General features: G+C 67.7%; 12 protein-coding genes and 1 pseudogene. 12 read left to right on the top strand and 1 reads right to left on the bottom strand.

All coding sequences use genetic code 11. The features are described from left to right. Positions 1-6: 6 nt before the first annotated feature. From HS109_06575 to HS109_06520, 12 genes are all read left to right on the top strand, one after another. The gene (locus HS109_06575) at positions 7-2,166 is read left to right on the top strand and encodes an indolepyruvate ferredoxin oxidoreductase subunit alpha (protein MBE7522033.1); all 2,160 of its coding nucleotides are present in this window, start codon (positions 7-9) and stop codon (positions 2,164-2,166) included. Further along, a complete protein-coding gene (locus tag HS109_06570) occupies positions 2,163-3,749 on the top strand; it encodes an indolepyruvate oxidoreductase subunit beta family protein (protein ID MBE7522032.1) in 1,587 nt (528 codons plus the stop codon). The genes HS109_06575 and HS109_06570 overlap by 4 nt, the downstream gene beginning before the upstream one ends. Before the next feature lie 372 nt (positions 3,750-4,121). Next, positions 4,122-4,925 (top strand): SDR family oxidoreductase, encoded by an 804-nt coding sequence (locus HS109_06565; protein MBE7522031.1) that lies wholly within the window; start codon positions 4,122-4,124, stop codon positions 4,923-4,925. Positions 4,926-4,965: 40 nt separating this feature from the next. Beyond that, the gene (locus HS109_06560) at positions 4,966-6,399 is read left to right on the top strand and encodes an NADH:flavin oxidoreductase (protein ID MBE7522030.1); all 1,434 of its coding nucleotides are present in this window, start codon (positions 4,966-4,968) and stop codon (positions 6,397-6,399) included. Positions 6,400-6,441: 42 nt separating this feature from the next. Next, on the top strand, positions 6,442-8,079 hold the full coding sequence (locus tag HS109_06555) for an AMP-binding protein (GenBank protein ID MBE7522029.1): 1,638 nt from the start codon (positions 6,442-6,444) through the stop codon (positions 8,077-8,079). Between the two features lie 397 nt (positions 8,080-8,476). Continuing rightward, complete coding sequence (locus HS109_06550) at positions 8,477-10,120, top strand: FAD-dependent oxidoreductase (GenBank protein ID MBE7522028.1); 1,644 nt, start codon at positions 8,477-8,479, stop codon at positions 10,118-10,120. After that, on the top strand, positions 10,111-10,362 hold the full coding sequence (locus HS109_06545; protein ID MBE7522027.1) for a ferredoxin family protein: 252 nt from the start codon (positions 10,111-10,113) through the stop codon (positions 10,360-10,362). The genes HS109_06550 and HS109_06545 overlap by 10 nt, the downstream gene beginning before the upstream one ends. A 99-nt stretch (positions 10,363-10,461) precedes the next feature. After that, positions 10,462-11,967: a hypothetical protein gene (locus tag HS109_06540; protein ID MBE7522026.1), complete on the top strand. Its 1,506-nt coding sequence runs from the start codon at positions 10,462-10,464 to the stop codon at positions 11,965-11,967. A gap of 85 nt (positions 11,968-12,052) precedes the next feature. Continuing rightward, entirely contained in the window at positions 12,053-13,045 is a 993-nt protein-coding gene (locus HS109_06535) for an ABC transporter permease (GenBank protein MBE7522025.1), read from the top strand. A gap of 17 nt (positions 13,046-13,062) precedes the next feature. Next, a complete protein-coding gene (locus tag HS109_06530; GenBank protein MBE7522024.1) occupies positions 13,063-14,103 on the top strand; it encodes an ABC transporter permease in 1,041 nt (346 codons plus the stop codon). An 11-nt stretch (positions 14,104-14,114) separates the two neighbouring features. After that, on the top strand, positions 14,115-15,098 hold the full coding sequence (locus HS109_06525; GenBank protein ID MBE7522023.1) for an ABC transporter ATP-binding protein: 984 nt from the start codon (positions 14,115-14,117) through the stop codon (positions 15,096-15,098). Further along, positions 15,077-16,084, top strand: coding sequence for a dipeptide ABC transporter ATP-binding protein (locus HS109_06520; GenBank protein MBE7522022.1), 1,008 nt, complete (start codon positions 15,077-15,079; stop codon positions 16,082-16,084). Before HS109_06525 ends, HS109_06520 begins: the two co-directional genes overlap by 22 nt. An 18-nt stretch (positions 16,085-16,102) precedes the next feature. On the opposite strand, the pseudogene HS109_06515 reads toward HS109_06520, so the two are convergent. Then, positions 16,103-17,176, bottom strand: a pseudogene (locus tag HS109_06515) (acyl-CoA dehydrogenase). Between the last annotated feature and the right edge of the window lie 36 nt (positions 17,177-17,212).

Here is a 17,212-nt window from a genome sequence, read left to right as displayed (position 1 = left end):
ATCTCCATGGAAGTCTCCTTCAGCCGCGAAGTCGGCATGCTCCGCCGCGGCAACGGCGAGACCTTCGAGGGCGAGGGCATCCTCGCGATCACCAAGGGGCTGCTCGAAGCGGGCGTCGCCTACGTCGGCGGCTACCAGGGCGCGCCGGTCTCGCACCTGCTCGACGTGCTGGTCCAGGCGAAGGACTACCTCGCCGAACTGGGCGTGCACGTGGAAGCGTGCAGCAACGAGGCCTCGGCGGCCGCGATGCTCGGCGCGTCGATCCACTATCCGCTGCGCGGCGCGGTCACCTGGAAGTCGATCGTCGGCACCAACGTCGCGGCCGACGCGCTCTCCAACCTCGCCTCGCCGGGCGTGACCGGCGGCGCGCTCATCATCGTCGGCGAGGACTACGGCGAGGGCGCGAGCGTGATCCAGGAGCGCACGCTCGCCTTCGCGCTCAAGTCGACGCTCGTCCTCGTCGATCCGCGCCCCGACCTCGCGCACATGGTGCGCTTCGTCGAAGAGGCGTTCGGATTGTCGGAAGCCTCGAACATGCCGGCGATCCTGCAATTGCGCATCCGCGCCTGCCACGTGCGCGGGCGCTTCGCCACGCGCGACAACGTGGCGCCGGCCGTGTCCGCGCTCCGCCCGCTGGCCGAGCCCGCGGCCTTCGACTACACGCGGCTGTCGCATCCGCCGGTGACCTTCCGCCACGAGAAGCTCAAGGCGGACGAGCGGTTGCCCGCCGCGCGGCGGCGCATCGTCGAGCGTGCCCTGAACGAAGTGTTCGAAGGCGAGCGCGACGATCTCGGGATCGTCGTGCTGGGGGGATTGCACAACTCGCTCGTGCGCGCGCTCGCGGCGTTCAGACTCGCCGACGCGTTCGGCGCTCCGGCGCTGCCGATCCTCGTGCTGAACGTCGTGCACCCGCTCGTGCCCGAGGAGATCGTCGCGTTCTGCCGCGGCAAGCGCGCGGTGCTGGTGGTCGAGGAGGGGCAGCCCGAATTCGTCGAGCAGGAGATCCTCGCGATCCTCGCCCGCGCGGGCGCCGACACGGCGATCGAGGGCAAGGGACCGCTGCCGATGGCCGGCGAGTACACGGTCGAGGCGCTCGCGCGCGGACTCTCGGCGTTCCTCGCCCGGCACGCGCCGGATCTCGACCGGGGCGGGGCGGACGGCTGGCTCGCGTCGGTGGATGCGCGGCGCGCCGAGGTCACGAAGGCGTTGGGCGATCCGCTGCCCCCGCGTCCGCCGAACTTCTGCATCGGCTGTCCGGAGCGGCCGGTCTTCGCCGCGATGAAGCTCGCGAAGCAGACGATCGGCCCGATCCACGTCGCGGCGGACATCGGCTGCCACTCGTTCGCGACCTTCGAGCCCTTTTCGCAGGGGCACTCGATCCTGGGCTACGGCATGAGCCTCGCGTCGCGCGCCGGCGTGTCGCCGGCGATGGGCAAGCGCGTGATCGCGGTGATGGGCGACGGCGGGTTCTGGCACAACGGCGTGGTGACCGGCGTGCAGTCCGCGCTGTTCAACGGCGACGACGCGGTGCTCCTGATCCTCAAGAACGGCTACACGTCGGCGACCGGCACGCAGGAGATCATCTCCACGCCCGACGAGGAGACGAAGGCTGCCGCGGCCGACAAGACGCGAAGCCTCGTCCACGACAACCAGGTGATCGAGCGCACGCTCGAAGGCCTGGGCGTGCGCTGGCTCCGCACCGTCGACAGCTACCGCGTCGACGAGATGCGCGCGACGGTCGAGGAGGCGTTCACCACCGACTTCGCGGGCCTCAAGGTGATCGTCGCGGAAGGCGAGTGCCAGTTGGAGCGCCAGCGCCGCGTGAAGCCCTGGCGCGCGGGCCTCGAGCGCGAGGGACGACGCCACGTCCGCGTCAAGTACGGCGTCGACGAGGACGTGTGCTCCGGCGACCACTCGTGCATCCGCCTCTCCGGCTGCCCGACGCTGTCGGTGAAGGACAGCGGCGATCCGCTCGAGGTCGACCCGGTCGCGACCGTGCTCGACGGCTGCGTCGGCTGCGGCCTGTGCGGCGAGAACGCGCACGCGGCGACGCTGTGCCCGTCGTTCTACCGCGCGGAAGTGATCCGCCACCCGAACTGGCGCGACCGCGCGCTCGCCGCGGTGCGCGGCGCGTTCGGCCGGATGTTGCGCGGAGGGCGCGCGTGACCGCGGCGCGGCCGGTGTCGATCCTCGTGGCCGCGCTCGGCGGGCAGGGCGGCGGCGTCCTCGCGCAATGGCTGGTCGAAGCGGCGTCGCACGCGGGCTACCCGGCGCAGAGCACGTCGATTCCCGGTGTCGCGCAGCGCACCGGCGCGACCACCTACTACGTCGAGGTCTTCCCGGTGACCCTCCGCGACCTCGGCGGCCGCACGCCGGTCCTCTCGCTCCTGCCGGTGCCCGGCGCCATCGATCTCGTCGTCGCGTCGGAACTCCTGGAAGCGGTGCGCGTGATGCAGGCCGGATTCGTCGACCGCGAGCGCACCATGCTCGTGACCTCGACGGCGAGAGCGCTGACGACGGTGGAGAAGCTCGCGCTCGGCGACGGCCGCTACGACTCGGGGCGGTTGGTCGAGGTCGCCGCCGCGACGAGCCGCCGGCTCGTGACCTTCGACATGGATGCGGAAGCGCGTGATGCCGGCACCGTGGTGAGCGCGGTGATGTTCGGCGCCATCGCCGGCAGCGGCGTCCTGCCGTTCGGCCGCGAGGCCTGCGAGGCCGCCATCGGCGCGAACGGAGCAGGCGCGCAGGCGAGCCGGCGCGGCTTCGACCGCGGGTTCGCGCGCGTGGCCGCGGGCCCGTCCGAGGATCCGGACATTCGCGTAGCGGAAGCTTCCGCGCCGATCGTGTCGGGTGCACCGGCAAGCGCTCCGGAAGCGACCGCCGCGTATCCGGCGTCGTGCCGGCCGATCATCGCGGCCGGCGTCGAGCGCGTGACCGAGTTCCAGGACGCCGCCTACGCCGCGCTCTACCTCGAACGCGTCGCGCGCGTGCGCGCGGCGGAAACCGGGGCCGACCCGCGCGACGAGCACGAGGGCGCGATGACGCGCGAAGCGGCGCGTTTCCTCGCGCTGTGGATGGCCTACGACGACATCGCGCGGGTCGCCGGCTTCAAGGTCCGCGCGAGCCGCGTCGCGCGCGTGCGCCGCGAAGTCGCGGCCGCCGACGGCGACGTGGTGAAGATCGTCGACTACTTCAAACCGGGCGTGCCCGAGATCGCGGGGATGCTGCCTCCCGCCCTCGCGCGCCGGCTGCTCGCCTGGGACCGACGGCGCGTCGCGCGCGGCGAGCGGCCGTTCGCGCTGCCGCTCGAACTGCGCACCGACGCGGTGACCGGGATGGCGGCGCTGCGGACGCTCTCGGCGACGCGACGCCTGCGCCGGGCGAGTTCGCGCTACGCCGAGGAACAGGCGGCGATCGAGACCTGGCTCGACGCGATCGTCGCGGGAGCACGCAGTAGCTGGTCGGTCGGCCACGAGATCGCGCTCGCCGGCCGGCTCGTGAAGGGCTACGGCGAGACCAACCTGCGCGGCAAGCGCAACCTCGAGCACATCGTCGCGCACGTCGCGACGTCGGGGGCGTTCGGGTCCGCTCCGGCGCGGGCCGCCGCGATCCGTGAAGCGCGCGAAGCGGCGCTCGCCGACGAAGGCGGCGGCAAGCTCGACGCGGCGCTGGTGCGCCACGGCGCGCCGCCGCGCCCGGTCGTCGCGCAACCGATCGTTTGGATGAAGCGCCAAGCGACGCGCAGGTGATCATCGGCGTTCCGGCGATCAGGAACGCTTCGGCCTCCAAGCTCCTCTTCTCCTCCGAATGGGGGGACCCTTGGCGCCTGCCTGGTGGCCGGGCGATGTTGCCCGTCCGGATGCTGAAGCGCCTGATCGCCGCCGGCGTGTCGAATCGGCTTCGATCGCCCAAGGCGGCGTAGCACGCGCAGAGCGGTCGCCGCGTTCAAGGATTCGGCTGTATTCGAATGTCGAATACAGTCGTTCAGCAATTCTGACTTTCGCGAATCCCGGGCGATTTCTATATTCCGTCATCGCCGCGATCCCGCGCGACGGCAGTCCTCGCAAACAACGGCACCCGGGGGTGCTCACTGGTCGGGGCGACCAGAGGAGACGACGAGCATGGAGCATCCGCGGCGTGACCCGGCTTCGCCGCTCGGCGGCCACCACGCCGTCGTGACCGGCGGCGGGCGGGGGATCGGCAAGGCGATCGCCGTCGAACTGGCGCGGCTCGGCGCCGACGTGACGCTGATGGGCCGCGACAGCGCGGTGCTGCAAGCATGCGCCGAAATGCTCGGTGCCACGCACGGCACGAAGGTCGGGACGCAGCAGGTCGACCTGACATCACCCGGGTCCGTCGCGAGCGCCTTCGAGCGTGCCCGCTCGGACCTCGGGCCGGTCACCATCCTCGTGAACAACGCGGGCATTGCGCATTCCGCGCCGTTCGATCGGACGACGCTCGACAGGTGGCAGGAGATCCTGGCCGTGGACCTGACCGGCCCGTTCCTCTGCATTCAGCAGGTCCTGGCCCCGATGCTCGCGGCCGGCGGCGGCCGCATCGTCAACATCGCATCGACCTCGGGCATGACCGGCTGCGCGTACGTCACCGCGTACTGCGCCGCGAAGCACGGACTGATCGGGCTCACGCGCTCGCTCGCCATCGAGGTCGCCCGTCGCGGCGTCACGGTGAACGCGGTGTGCCCCGGATTCACCGACACGGAGATGGTCAGTCGCTCGATCGAGAACATCGTCGCCAAGACCGGCCGCAGCGCGGAGCAGGCGCTCGCGGAACTGGTGTCGCACAACCCGCAGCGCAGGCTGATCGATCCCGAGGAAGTGGCATCGGCGGTCGGCTGGCTGTGCCTGCCCGCCTCGCGTTCCGTGACGGGGCAGAGCCTGCTCGTCGCCGGCGGCGAGCTGATGTGAGCCGATCGTGCAAACGACGCCAACGCATGGAGTCCCCTCGATGAAGTTGTTCGAACCGCTCGACATCAACGGCATGGTCCTGCCGAACCGCGTGATGGTTCCGGCGATGGTCACGCACCTGTGCCGCGAGGATGGCCACGTCAACGACGACATCCTCGAGCGCTACACCGCCTACGCGGAGGGCGAGGCCGGACTGATCGTCGTCGAGGCGATGGCCATCCACCAGAACAAGTCCGGAACGCTGCTGCGGATCAGCGACGATCGCTACGTTCCGGGACTGCGCGAACTCACGCAACGCATCCACGCGACGTCGGACTCCAAGGTGGTGCCGCAGATCATCCACTTCATGAAAGTCGCGCGGAGCGGCTGGCGGCAGACGATCGACACCGTCTCCCCGGAGGAGATCGGGCAGATCACCGATCAGTTCGCCGCAGCGGTGGCGCGTGCGCGCGAGGCTGGATTCGACGGTGCCGAACTGCATTCGGCCCACGCGTACACGTTGTCGTCGTTCCTGTCGCGGACGAACCCGCGCACCGACGGGTTCGGAGGCGAAACCCTCGAGCACCGGATGCGCCTGATCGGCGAGGTGATGCGCCGCGTACGGCGCGCGGTGGGCGCCGACTTCCCGGTCGGGATTCGCTTCAATGCGGAGGAATTCATCAAGAACGGCTACACGGTCGACGAGTCGAAGCTGATCGCCGAGCGCCTGGCCGCACTCGGGTTCGACTACCTGTCGCTGTCGGCCGGCGGCAAGTTCGAGGATGCGGTGCACACGCCGGGGCAGGTGCTGTTCCCCTACTCGGGCTATTCGGGCGATCGCTGCATGCCGGGCGCGTGGTTCCCCCGGGCGCTTCACGCCGGGCTGGCTGCCGAGATCAAGGCGCATCTGCGGGCCAGAGGTTTCAGCACGCCGGTTGCCGTCGCGGGCAAGCTGTCCGAGCCCTCGGACGCCGAGCGGGTCGTCGCCGAGGGCAGCGCCGACGTCGTGGGTATCGCGCGGGGGCTGCTCGCCGACCCTGCGTGGCCGCGCAAGGTCCGGACTGGCGCGATCGACCGCATCGTCCAGTGCGACTACTGCAACGTGTGCAAGCAACTCGACGGTGCGCACAAGCCGGTCATCTGCGCCCTGTGGCCGCAGGGCGCGCTGCAGGCGCCGAAGCCGGCTCCGGCGCAGGCGCCGCTGCTCCGGCCAGGCGCTCCGGTGCCGACCGCGAAGGCCAGCGACAAGGGCATCGCGCTTCGCTGGACGAAGGTCGAGCGTGCGCTGCGCTACGACGTCTACCGTTCGGTCGCCGGAGGACCCGCGGCGTTGGTCGAATCGACCAAGGTGACCAACTGGACCGACGCCGTGGTGCTGGGCGGACAGCACTATGAGTACTTCGTGCGCGCGGTCCTGCCCGATGGATTGGCCAGCGAGGCTTCGCCCCGTGTCGCAGTCGATCTCCCGCTGCCCGACTACATGCTCGTCGCCTGACGCTCGAACGTGCCACGCGGCTACACACCCCGGGAAGTTCGCATGCTGGACGGCTTCGTGCCATGGCCGGCCGCCGACGCGAAGCGCTACCGCGACGCGGGATTCTGGCGCGGTGTGTCGTTGTTCGAGCAACTGGCGCAGGCGGCGAGCGCCCGCGGGCAGGCGACGGCGCTCGTCGACGGTTCGCGTCGCGTCGCCTACGACGAGCTGATCGAGAACGTCGAGGCGCTCGCTGCGGGCCTTCACGACCTCGGCCTGCGCGCGGGCGAACGCGTCGTGCTCCAGCTCGCCAACGGCGTGCGGATGGTCGAGACGTTCTACGCGCTGACGCGAATCGGCGCGGTGCCGATGATGGCGTTGCCGGCGCACCGCCGCAGCGAGATCGAGCACTTCGTGCGCGCCAGCGGGGCCATCGCGCTCATCGTCCCGGAGACGGCGCGTGATCACGACTATCGTCACATGGCCGCCGAGGTCGCGGCGGCCTGTCCGCACCTGCGCCACGTTCTCGTCGACGGCAGTCCCGGCTCGGGCCAACGCTCGCTCGGCGACCATTTCGCGCCCGGGAGAGCGCCGGACTGTCCGCCGCCCGCCGCAGGAGAGGTGGCGCTGATGCTCGGCTCCGGCGGCACCACCGGACTTCCGAAGCTCATCGCGCGCACCCACGACGACTACCTGTGCGGGTGCCTGCACGCCGCGCGTGTCGCGGAGTTCGGGGCCGACACGGTGTTCCTGGCGATGCTGCCGATGGGGCACAACTACACGCTCGGCGCGCCGGGCTTCGTCGGCGCGCTGAGCTGCGGCGGGACGACGGTGATCGCGCGAACGACCGACCCCGAGCAGCTCCTGTCGCTGATCGATCGCGAGCGCGTGACCGTGGTCAGTGCCGCCGCTCCGATCGTGGCGCGCTGGCTGGCGGGCGACTGGCTCGAGCGTTGCGACCTGACGTCGCTGCGGTCGGTGATGTGCGGCGGCTCGAGGCTCGCGCCGGCACAGCGTCGCCTCGTCGAGCAACGATTCGGCTGTGTCTACCAGGAGAGCTACGGAACCGCGGAAGGCCTGCTCAACATGACGCGACTCGACGACCCGGACACGTTGCGGCACGACAGTTCCGGGCGTCCCGTCTGCCCCGCCGACGAGATCCGGGTGGTCGACGCGCAAGGTCGGGAGCTTCCCGACGGCGAGGCGGGCGAACTGCAGGCCCGCGGGCCGTACACCATCCGCGGCTACTACCGCGCGCCGGACGCCGACGAACGCGCCTTCACCGCCGACGGGTACTACCGCATGGGCGACATCGCCCGGCGGGTCGACGGATATCTCTACGTCGAGGGCCGCCTGAAGGAGCAGATCAATCGCGGCGGCGAGAAGATCAGCTGCGAGGAAGTCGAAGGGCACGTGCTCGCGCACCCGGACGTGCAGGCGGCGTGCGTGATCGCCGCCCCCGACGAGGCGTTCGGCGAGCGCGTGTGCGCCGTCGTCATCCTGAGGCCGGGTGCGCGCATGGACCTGGAGGATCTGCGCGAGTTCCTGCGCGGGCAGGCGATCGCGCGCTTCAAGTGGCCCGAGCACCTCGAGGTGGTGAACGAGTTCCCGATCAGCGCCGCCGGCAAGGTCCTGCGTCGCGCGTTGCGAGCCGAGATGTTCGGCGCATCCAACGCGTCGACCGGCGTACCTGCTGCCTGACGGCATGGCAAGACGATGCTGAATCCCCGCTTCTTCGATGTCGACGCCGCCGATCGTCACGCCGAGCACAAGGCGCTCGCGGGTCGAGCCGTCCTTCAGATAGATCAAGGTGGATCCGCATGTCAAGGGTTCCCATGGCAGCACCGGGAACGCCGTCGAGAGACCGATCGACACCGCGGTCGGGGAGTACGCGGTAACGGCAGTCGTGTCGACGGAGCGCTATCCGGAGTGTTCGCCCGATGCGCTGCTGACGAGACTCCCGGGTACGCCGTTCGAATCGATGGTGCCGTGTCGGGCGCCTGCAGCAGGTTGGCCGTCGTCGGCAGACCCGGATGGCCCGAACCCGCCGCGACTGCGCGGGTTCCGGCGGGAAAGCAGTGACTCCAGGAGATCAGGAATGGAAACGGTGAAAACGGACGTGCTCGTCATCGGAGGAGGCATTGCGGGCTGCTTTGCGGCGATGCGCGCCAGCAAGATGGGAGCCGACGTCGTACTGCTGGACAAGTCGACGATCCGCAGAGGCGGATCGGTCGGTCCCGGCATGGACCATCTCTCGACCGGCGTGTGCCCCGAGACCATGAGCCTCCAGGAGGCCAAGGAACTCGCCGTGGCCTCGCGCAAGGAACTCTCCGATCCGAACGTCACCCTCGCGATCGAGAAGGCCTGCTTCGACCGGGTGCTGGACTTCGAGAAATTCGGCGTGAAAGTCCGGGAAGACGACGGGAGCTTCTTCTTCTGGAAGATGCCGGAGCGGCACTTCTACCTGATCTCCTACCGTGGCGTGGACACCAAGGTCAAGCTGTCCAAGGCGGTGCGCAAGACCAAGGTCAAGGTCATCGAGAGAACCATGGGCGTGGATCTCCTGACCCATGGCCAGCGCGTGACCGGCGCGGTCGCGTTCAACGTGCGTGACGGGCACACGACGACCATCCAGGCGAAGGCGGTCGTGCTCTGCACTGGCGATTCGGGGCGGCAGTACATCGAACCGGACGGCCTGTTCCTGACCTGGCTTCCCACGACGAACACCGGCGACGCCCAGGCCATGGCCTACCGGGCCGGCGCGAAGCTGACCAACATGGAATACATCTTCATGGATCCCGCAGCGGTGCGGGCGGGAGGCGGCATCGCGGGATGCAAGCCGATGGAGAAGATGGCGACCCTGCTCAACAAGAACGGCGAGAAGCTGCTGCACAGCAAGGAGGATTTCCTCCGGCGGCCGCTCATCATGGCGAAGGAGATCGCCGAGGGCCGGGGCCCCCTCTACTGGGATTTCCGGAACCTGCCGGAGGACGTCCTCCAGATGCACGAACGGGAGATGGACAACGAGTACCCGATCGTCAAGCAGTGGTTCAAGCAGCGCGGCCTGGACATTCGCAAGGACCTGATACCGATCCAGCTCGTGCCCTCCTCCATCCAGGGCGGCCTCCTGGTCGATGAACGATTCGTGGCGTCGATGGAAGGCCTGTACGCGGCCGGCGGGTCCACCGCGTTCTCGCGCGGCATCACGCCGGCGGCGTCATCCGGGCACATCGCCGGAGAGAGCGCCGCCGAGTACGCCCTGAAGGCGGACGAACCGCAGTACGACGAAGCGCAGGCGGAGCGGATTCATCAGTACGTCAACGGGCTCGTGGGGAAGAAGGACGCCATCAACCCGATCCAGCTGGAGGAGGCCGTTCGTGGCGTCCCGACCGACTACGTCGGCTACTTCAAGAACGAAGGCGTGATGACGGAGGGCCTCCGGGTCCTGAAGGAGCTGAAGGAAGCCCATCTCGACCGGGTGGGGGCGGCCGATCCGCACGAGCAGATGCGGTGCCTGGAAGTCCGGAACATCTTCGACATGGTGGAAATGCACATCCGGGCGTCGATGATGCGCAAGGAGACCCGGATGAGGCGCATGGGCATCATGCCGCACTACCGAACCGATTACCCGGAGCTCGATCCCAACTGGGAGAAGCTCATCGTCGTCCGCAAAGAGGACGAAACGATGTCGCTCTCCACCCAGGAGCTTCCCCACCTGAAGGAAGAATGCACATGTCCGTGAACATCGACTACGACCGCTGCAGGGGCTGCGAGTTCTGCTACCGGGAATGCCCTGCGGACGTGTTCACCTGGGACAAGGAGAAGGACCTTCCGATCATCGCACGCCAGAACGAATGCTGGCACTGCGGGATCTGCGTTCTGGAGTGTCCCGAGGATGCCATGCTGCACACGCTGCCTCCGCAATGCTGGAACGACACCAACAAGCGGTTCCTGGCGAACATCGGAGGCAAGAAGTCCCCTTGAGTCGCGGAGCCGGCCGCGATCTCCCTGAGGGATCGGCAGGAAGTCGATGAGTCTGCCCCCGGACCCACCAAGCGCATGAGCACGCGAAACGGAGCCGTCATGAACCGCAGATCGAAACTGGGTGTCCTTCCCGTACTCCTCGCACTGGGCATGTTCGCGGCCGGCATCGGCGCGGCCCACGCGCAGGCGAAGGAGAAGGTCGTCACGGTCGGCCAGACCATCGACATCAGCTCGTTGAATCCCTATGGCGACATCAACACGATCACGTTCGCCATGTGGAAGCACATCATGGAGCCGTTGATCCTCTTCGATTTCGACAAGAAGGAGTACTACGGCGTACTCGCGGAATCATGGACCCGGCAGGGGACGGACTACGTCTTCAAGATCCGGAAGGGCGTGAAATTCCATGACGGAACGGAGCTGACGGCCCGCGACGTCAAGTTCTCGCTGGACACGGCGATGAAGGGCATCCAGGCCGTCATCCTCAAGAACGTCATCAAGAGCGTCGATGTCGTCGACGACCAGACGGTCAAGGTGACCACTCCCGCTCCGTTCGGGAATCTGCTCGCGCGGCTGAAGCACATCGTGATCGTGAGCCAGAAAGCCTACGAGAAATACGGAGCCGACATCACCAGCCATCCCATCGGAACCGGGCCGTTCGAGTTCGTCGAGTGGAAGAAGGGAAGCCACTTCGTGGTCGCCCGAGCCAGGAACTACTGGGGCACGCCGGCGAAACTGGACAAGGTCATCTGGCGGCCGATTCCGGAAGACGCCGCGAGAGTGACCGCGCTCGAGGCCGGCCAGATCGACGTGGCGACCGCGATTCCGCCGCATGACCTCGCGCGACTGGACAAGAAGGACAGCGTGCGGGTCGAGAAGATCCGGGCGCTGAGGCAGCTCATCGTCGGCCTGTCGCCGAGGGCCGAGCCTTTCAGGAACGTGCAGGTCCGGAAGGCCGTGAACCATGCGGTCGACGTCGATTACATCATCAAGAACGTCCTCGATGGCATGGCGGTTCGCGCCATCGGGCCGTCCGGCCCGCAGCAGCTGGGGTACGACCCCAATCTCAAGGCCTATGCCTACAACCCTCAGAAGGCGAAGGAACTCCTGGCTCAGGCGGGATACCCCAACGGCTTCGACGTGGTCTTCAACACCAGCGTCGGCCGCTACGTGAAGGACCGGGAGTTCACCCAGGTGCTGGTCGATCAGCTCGCCAAGGTCGGCATCCGGGCCAAGCTCGCGATCGAGGAACACAGCGTCCATTGGTCCGGCGTGACCAAGGGGAAGTTCGGCATGTTCCTGACCGGCGCGTTCAACGAGGAGGATCCGGAGCTGTTCCTGGCCCTCTACTACGAGACCGGCGTGACCCCCAGGATCGGCATCTCCGATCCGAAGTTCGATGAACTGCTGAGAGCGATGCGCACGAGCGCCACCGATGCGGAGCGGGACAGGTACCTGCGCCAGATCAACGCCTACGTGCACGACGACATGGTGCCGATCCTCACGCTGTGGCATCCCATCGACCTCTATGGCGTCAACGAGCGCCTGCAGTGGAAGCCGAATCCGAACGAGGAGATGTACTTTCACCGCGCGGAACTGAAGTGAGCGCGCATTCGGGCGTCCGGCCGCGCGTCGCCGCGCGCGGCCCGGCCCTCTCCGGCGATTCACGGTTCCCGGGCACCTGTCACGCATGATCAAGCGCAGGCTGATCGGCATCCTGCCGGTCCTTCTCGGGGTCTCGCTGATCGTCTTCGTGGTCCTGCGCCTGGCGCCGGGAGACCCCGTATCGATGCTCGTGCCCGACGGCGGATCGCAGGAGGAGATCGAGCGGATCACCCGGGAATGGGGGTTGGACCGCTCCATTCCGATGCAGTACTGGGAGTTCCTGAGGAGGGCCGTCCAGGGAGACTTCGGTCAGTCGTACAAGTATGCGGAGCCCGTTTCGAGGGTCGTCCTGGAACGGATGCCCGCCACGATCGAACTGGCCGTCCTGAGCCTCCTCATCTCGACCGTCGTGGCGATCCCCATCGGCATCTTCAGCGCGATTCGCCACAACTCGCTGTGGGACCACTCGTTCATGGGCCTCGCCCTGGTCGGCACGTCCATTCCCCCGTTCTGGCTCGGCATCATGCTGATCATCCTGCTGGGCGGGGACCTCAATCTCCTGCCGGTGAGCGGCAGGCTCTCCTACGGCGTCGAGCTGAAATCGGTGACGGGGCTCTACCTCGTCGACAGCCTGTTGACGCTGAACGGCAAGGCGTTCGTCGATGCCGCGAGGCACATCGTCATGCCGAGCTTCACGCTGGGCATCGTCATGGCCGCGATGGCGGCCAGGATCACGCGATCGAGCATGCTCGACGTGCTGCGGCAGGACTACGTCACCATGGCCAGGATCAAGGGTCTGTCGGAGCGGACGGTGATCTGGAAGCACTGCATGCGGAACTCGCTCTGCACGATCGTCACGATCCTCGGCATCCAGCTCGGCACGCTCATGGCCGGTTCGATCATCGTCGAGACCGTCTTCTCCTGGCCCGGCATGGGAAGCCTGCTGATCCAGGCCATCAGCTACCGCGACTACCGCGTGGTGCAGTTCATCGTGCTTCTCTTCGCGCTCATCTATGTCGCGGTGAACCTGATCGTGGACGTACTCTATGTCTGGGTCGACCCCCGGGTGAGAGTGTGAAGAACGAAGCGGCCCGAATGTCCGGCGGCTTGCGGCCCCACGCGGCGGCGCTGGCCGGCGTCGTCGCGGTCGCGCGAGACGGTCAGGACGAGTTGACGGCCGGAGACGCAAGGGCGCGCGGCGGTGCCGCCGACGTCGGCCGCGGGTCCGCCGTCCCGGCCGAGTCGCGTGCCCGGCGGCAGGGGTTCGGGCGCGGGGCCGCGCAGCGCGCGAGACGCGTGTTCCGCAAGAAGTACCTGAAGCTTCACATCGGCGGGCTCGTGTTCGCGCTCTTGATCGTCATGAGCCTCTTCGCTCCGCTCCTCGCCCCGTTCGATCCGGGAGCCCAGAATCTCGAGGTGAAGCTCCTGCCGCCGTTCTTCCTCGACGGAGGGCAGGCGGCGCACCTCCTCGGCACGGACAATCTCGGCCGGGATCTGCTGAGCCGCATCATCTACGGCTCGAGGGTGTCCTTGCTGGTCGGCATCGTCAGCGTGCTGTTCGCCGCCGCGATCGGCATCGTCCTCGGGGCGATTTCAGGCTACTTCGGTCGCTACATCGACGAATTCATCATGAAGATCGTGGAGGTCTTCCTCGCGTTCCCGTTCCTCCTGCTGGCCATCGTCATCATGGCATTCCTCGGCGAAGGGCTCGTCAACATCATCGTGGCCCTGATCCTGAGCCGATGGGTGCAGTTCTGCCGGTTGGTGCGGGGCGAGGTGTTGAGCCTGAAGACGAGAGACCACGTGATCGCGGCGAGGGCGCTCGGGGGAACGGACATGTACATCATCTTCAGGCACATCATCCCGTACACGATGCCGACGCTGATCGTGCTGGGCACGTTCGAGATCGCGCTGGTGATCATCCAGGAATCGAGCCTGAGCTTCCTCGGCCTCGGGGTGCCGCCGTCGGTGCCGACCTGGGGCACGATGCTGGCCGAAGGAAGAAGCTACATGCACGCAGCGCCCTGGCTATCCGTCTTTCCGGGGCTCGCCATCCTGATCACCGTCCTCGGTCTCAACCTCCTGGGAGATGGCCTTCGGGACGTCCTCGATCCTCACATGCGGGGACGTTCCTGATCATGCAAGCGATGGATCGCGCGCAAGGACGGCTGCTGGACGTGGTCGACCTGAAGACCTATTTCTTCCTGGACAACGGCGTGGTCCCGGCGATCGACGGCGTGTCGTTTCACGTCGATCAGGGCGAGACGGTCGGATTGGTCGGAGAATCCGGGTCGGGGAAGAGCGTGACGTCGCTGTCCATCATGGGGCTCGTCCGGACGCCCCCCGGAAGGACCGTGGGCGGAAAGATCCTCTTCGGCGGCAGGGACCTCCTCTCCCTCGGGAGCGAGGACATGCGCAGGATCCGAGGCAACGAGATCTCGATGATCCTGCAGGATCCGATGACGAGCCTCAATCCGGTGCTCACGATCGGCGAGCAGATCGCGGAGATCTTCGTCCTGCGCGAAGGGCTGGGCAAGGAGCAGGCGATGAAGCGCGCCGCCGACATGCTGGACGTCGTCGGCATTCCGAGTCCGGAAAAGCGCATCCATGAGTACCCCCACCACCTCTCCGGAGGCATGCGCCAGAGAGTGATCATCGCGATGGCGCTCTGCTGCAGGCCGAAGTTGCTGATCGCGGACGAACCGACGACCGCGCTCGACGTGACCATCCAGGCCCAGATCCTGGCGTTGATGTGCTCGATGAAGGAGCAGTACAGGATGGCCATCCTGTTCATCTCCCACAACCTCGCCGCGGTCGCCGAGGTGTGCCAGCGCGTCATCGTCATGTATGCCGGGAAGATCGTCGAGGAGGCGAGCGTCGAGGATCTGTTCAAGCATCCGTTGCACCCCTACACGAGGGGCCTCCTGAGATCGCTGCCGCGGTACGACCAAGCCGGCGGCAGGGAGCGGCTCCAGGCCATCCCGGGGGTCGTTCCGAACCTCATGGACCTGCCCCGCGGCTGCCATTTCTCGACGCGATGCGCGGAAGCGAGCGCGATCTGCAGGGAGCGGGAACCCCCGCTCCTGGAACGGGAAGGGAGGAGAGTGCGATGCTGGCAAGTCACGAACTAGCGTCGACGCCGGATGCGGCCGGGCAGGAGAACGCGCTGCTCAGGGTTTCCGGATTGACGAAGCACTTCCCGGTCGCCAGGGGCTTCTTCGGCAGGACGACGGAAAAGGTCCATGCCGTCGACGACCTCTCCTTCGAGATCAGGAAGGGGGAGACGCTCGGAATCGTCGGGGAATCGGGCTGCGGGAAGTCGACCGCCGGCATGACGATCCTCAGGCTGATCGAGCCGACCTCGGGAAGCGTCTGGTTCGAGGACAAGGAGGTGACGCGGCTGGACGAGGCCGAGCTGCGCCTGCTGCGCAGGGAGATGCAGATCATCTTCCAGAATCCCTATGCGTCGCTGAACAGCCGGATGACCACGGAGCGGATCGTCGGCGAGCCGCTCGAGATCCACAACCTCTACACGAAGCGGGAGCGTCGGGAACGGGTCGCCTACCTGCTGGAGAAAGTGGGACTGCGAGCGGAGCATGCGACGAGATATCCGCACGAGTTCTCGAGCGGGCAGCGGCAGAGGATCGCCATTGCCCGGGCCCTCGCGATGAATCCGAAGCTGATCATCGCGGATGAGCCGGTGTCCGCGCTGGACGTGTCGATCCAGGCCCAGGTGATCAATCTGCTGGAGGATCTGCAGAAGGAATTCCAGCTCGCCTATCTCTTCATCTCCCATGACCTCAGCGTCGTCGAGCACATTTCCGACCGTGTCGCGGTCATGTATCTCGGGCAGATCATGGAGATCGCGTCGAAGAAGGAGCTGTATTCGAATCCCCTGCACCCCTACACCGAGGCGCTCTTCTCCGCGGTGCCGGTTCCCGACCCCGCGCTGAAACGGGATCGCGTCCTCCTCACCGGCGACGTGCCGAGCCCCATCCGGCTGCCCTCAGGCTGCAGGTTCTATGCAAGGTGTCCGAAGAAGAAGGACGATTGCAGGCAGGAAGTGTCACAGCTGGTATGGCTCTCGAAGGACCACGCCGTCCGGTGTCCCTGCTAGGAATCTGATCGAACGCCCTCAGGACGCGCGCCGGGGCCGCTCGCGCAGTGCGTCGATCGACCGCTCGGCGATCACGAGCTTCAATACCTCGCTCGCGCCCTCGTAGATGCGCAGCGCGCGGATCTCGCGGTAGAGCCGCTCGACCGGCATGCCCCGCACGACGCCGAGCCCGCCGAAGATCTGCACCGCCGCGTCGATGACCTGCTGCGCCGCCTCGGTGGCATGGAGCTTCGCCATCGAGGCCTCGCGCGTCACGCGCGCGCCGAGCACGTCGCGGGTCCAGGCCGCCCGATAGACGAGGAGCGCCGACGCGTCGATCGCGACCTTCATCTTGCCCAGCCTGGCCTGGGTGATCTGCATGATCGAAGAGCGTCCGGCCGAACATCTTGCGCTTGCGGGCGCGCGTACGAGCCTCGGAGAATCGGCGCGGCGGGCGACCGCCTGCGCCGTGCGCCCACGGTCGTGCGCATGACGTCGGCGTGGCCATCGCGATCTTGAATCCCTGTCCCGGCTCGCCGAGCAGGGCGTCGGAACCGACGCGGCAGTCGGCGAGCAGCAGAGCCCCAGCGGATGCGGCGCGATCACGTCGATCCGCTCGGCTGCCGTCGAGGCGCCGGTGTCGGCGTCCACCACGAACGCGGACGCCCGCGGGTCGTTCTCCGTCGCGGTCCGCGCGAGCACCACGTACTGGGGAGGCGATCCCGCGTTCGGCGATCCGCCTTGGTGCCGCCCGATCCTCCGATAGCCTCGGGGCGCAACCGGGCGCTCGCGGTGGTCGCGATGGCCGCACCGTCGGATCCGGACGTCGTCCGACAGCGCGACAGGCGCCGATGCGCGTGCGAGGCGCGGTGGCGGGCAGGATCGCGCGCTTCTGGTCCTCGCGGCGCGGGCAGCGAGACCGTTTGGTCGCTGCCAGCGCCTGCATCCGTAGGGCGAAGTCAGCGAGCCCGAGGTGCCAGTATCTCGCGCGCGAGACACAGGCTGCGCGCGTCGACCTTCTCGCGGGCGCCGCCGGCGAAACCACTCGGGCTGCAGGTGCGCAGCAGGCGCGCGCCCGAGTTCGCGCACCAGTCCCTGGACGCAGGCATCCACGCTGGACGGAGTGTTGGCGGGGTTTCAGAAGCGCGT

It is taken from the genome of Burkholderiales bacterium (assembly GCA_015075645.1).
GTDB lineage: Bacteria > Pseudomonadota > Gammaproteobacteria > Burkholderiales > Casimicrobiaceae > VBCG01.
Note: the sequence above shows the minus strand (reverse complement) of the source record. Positions and strands in the feature narration are given on the sequence as shown.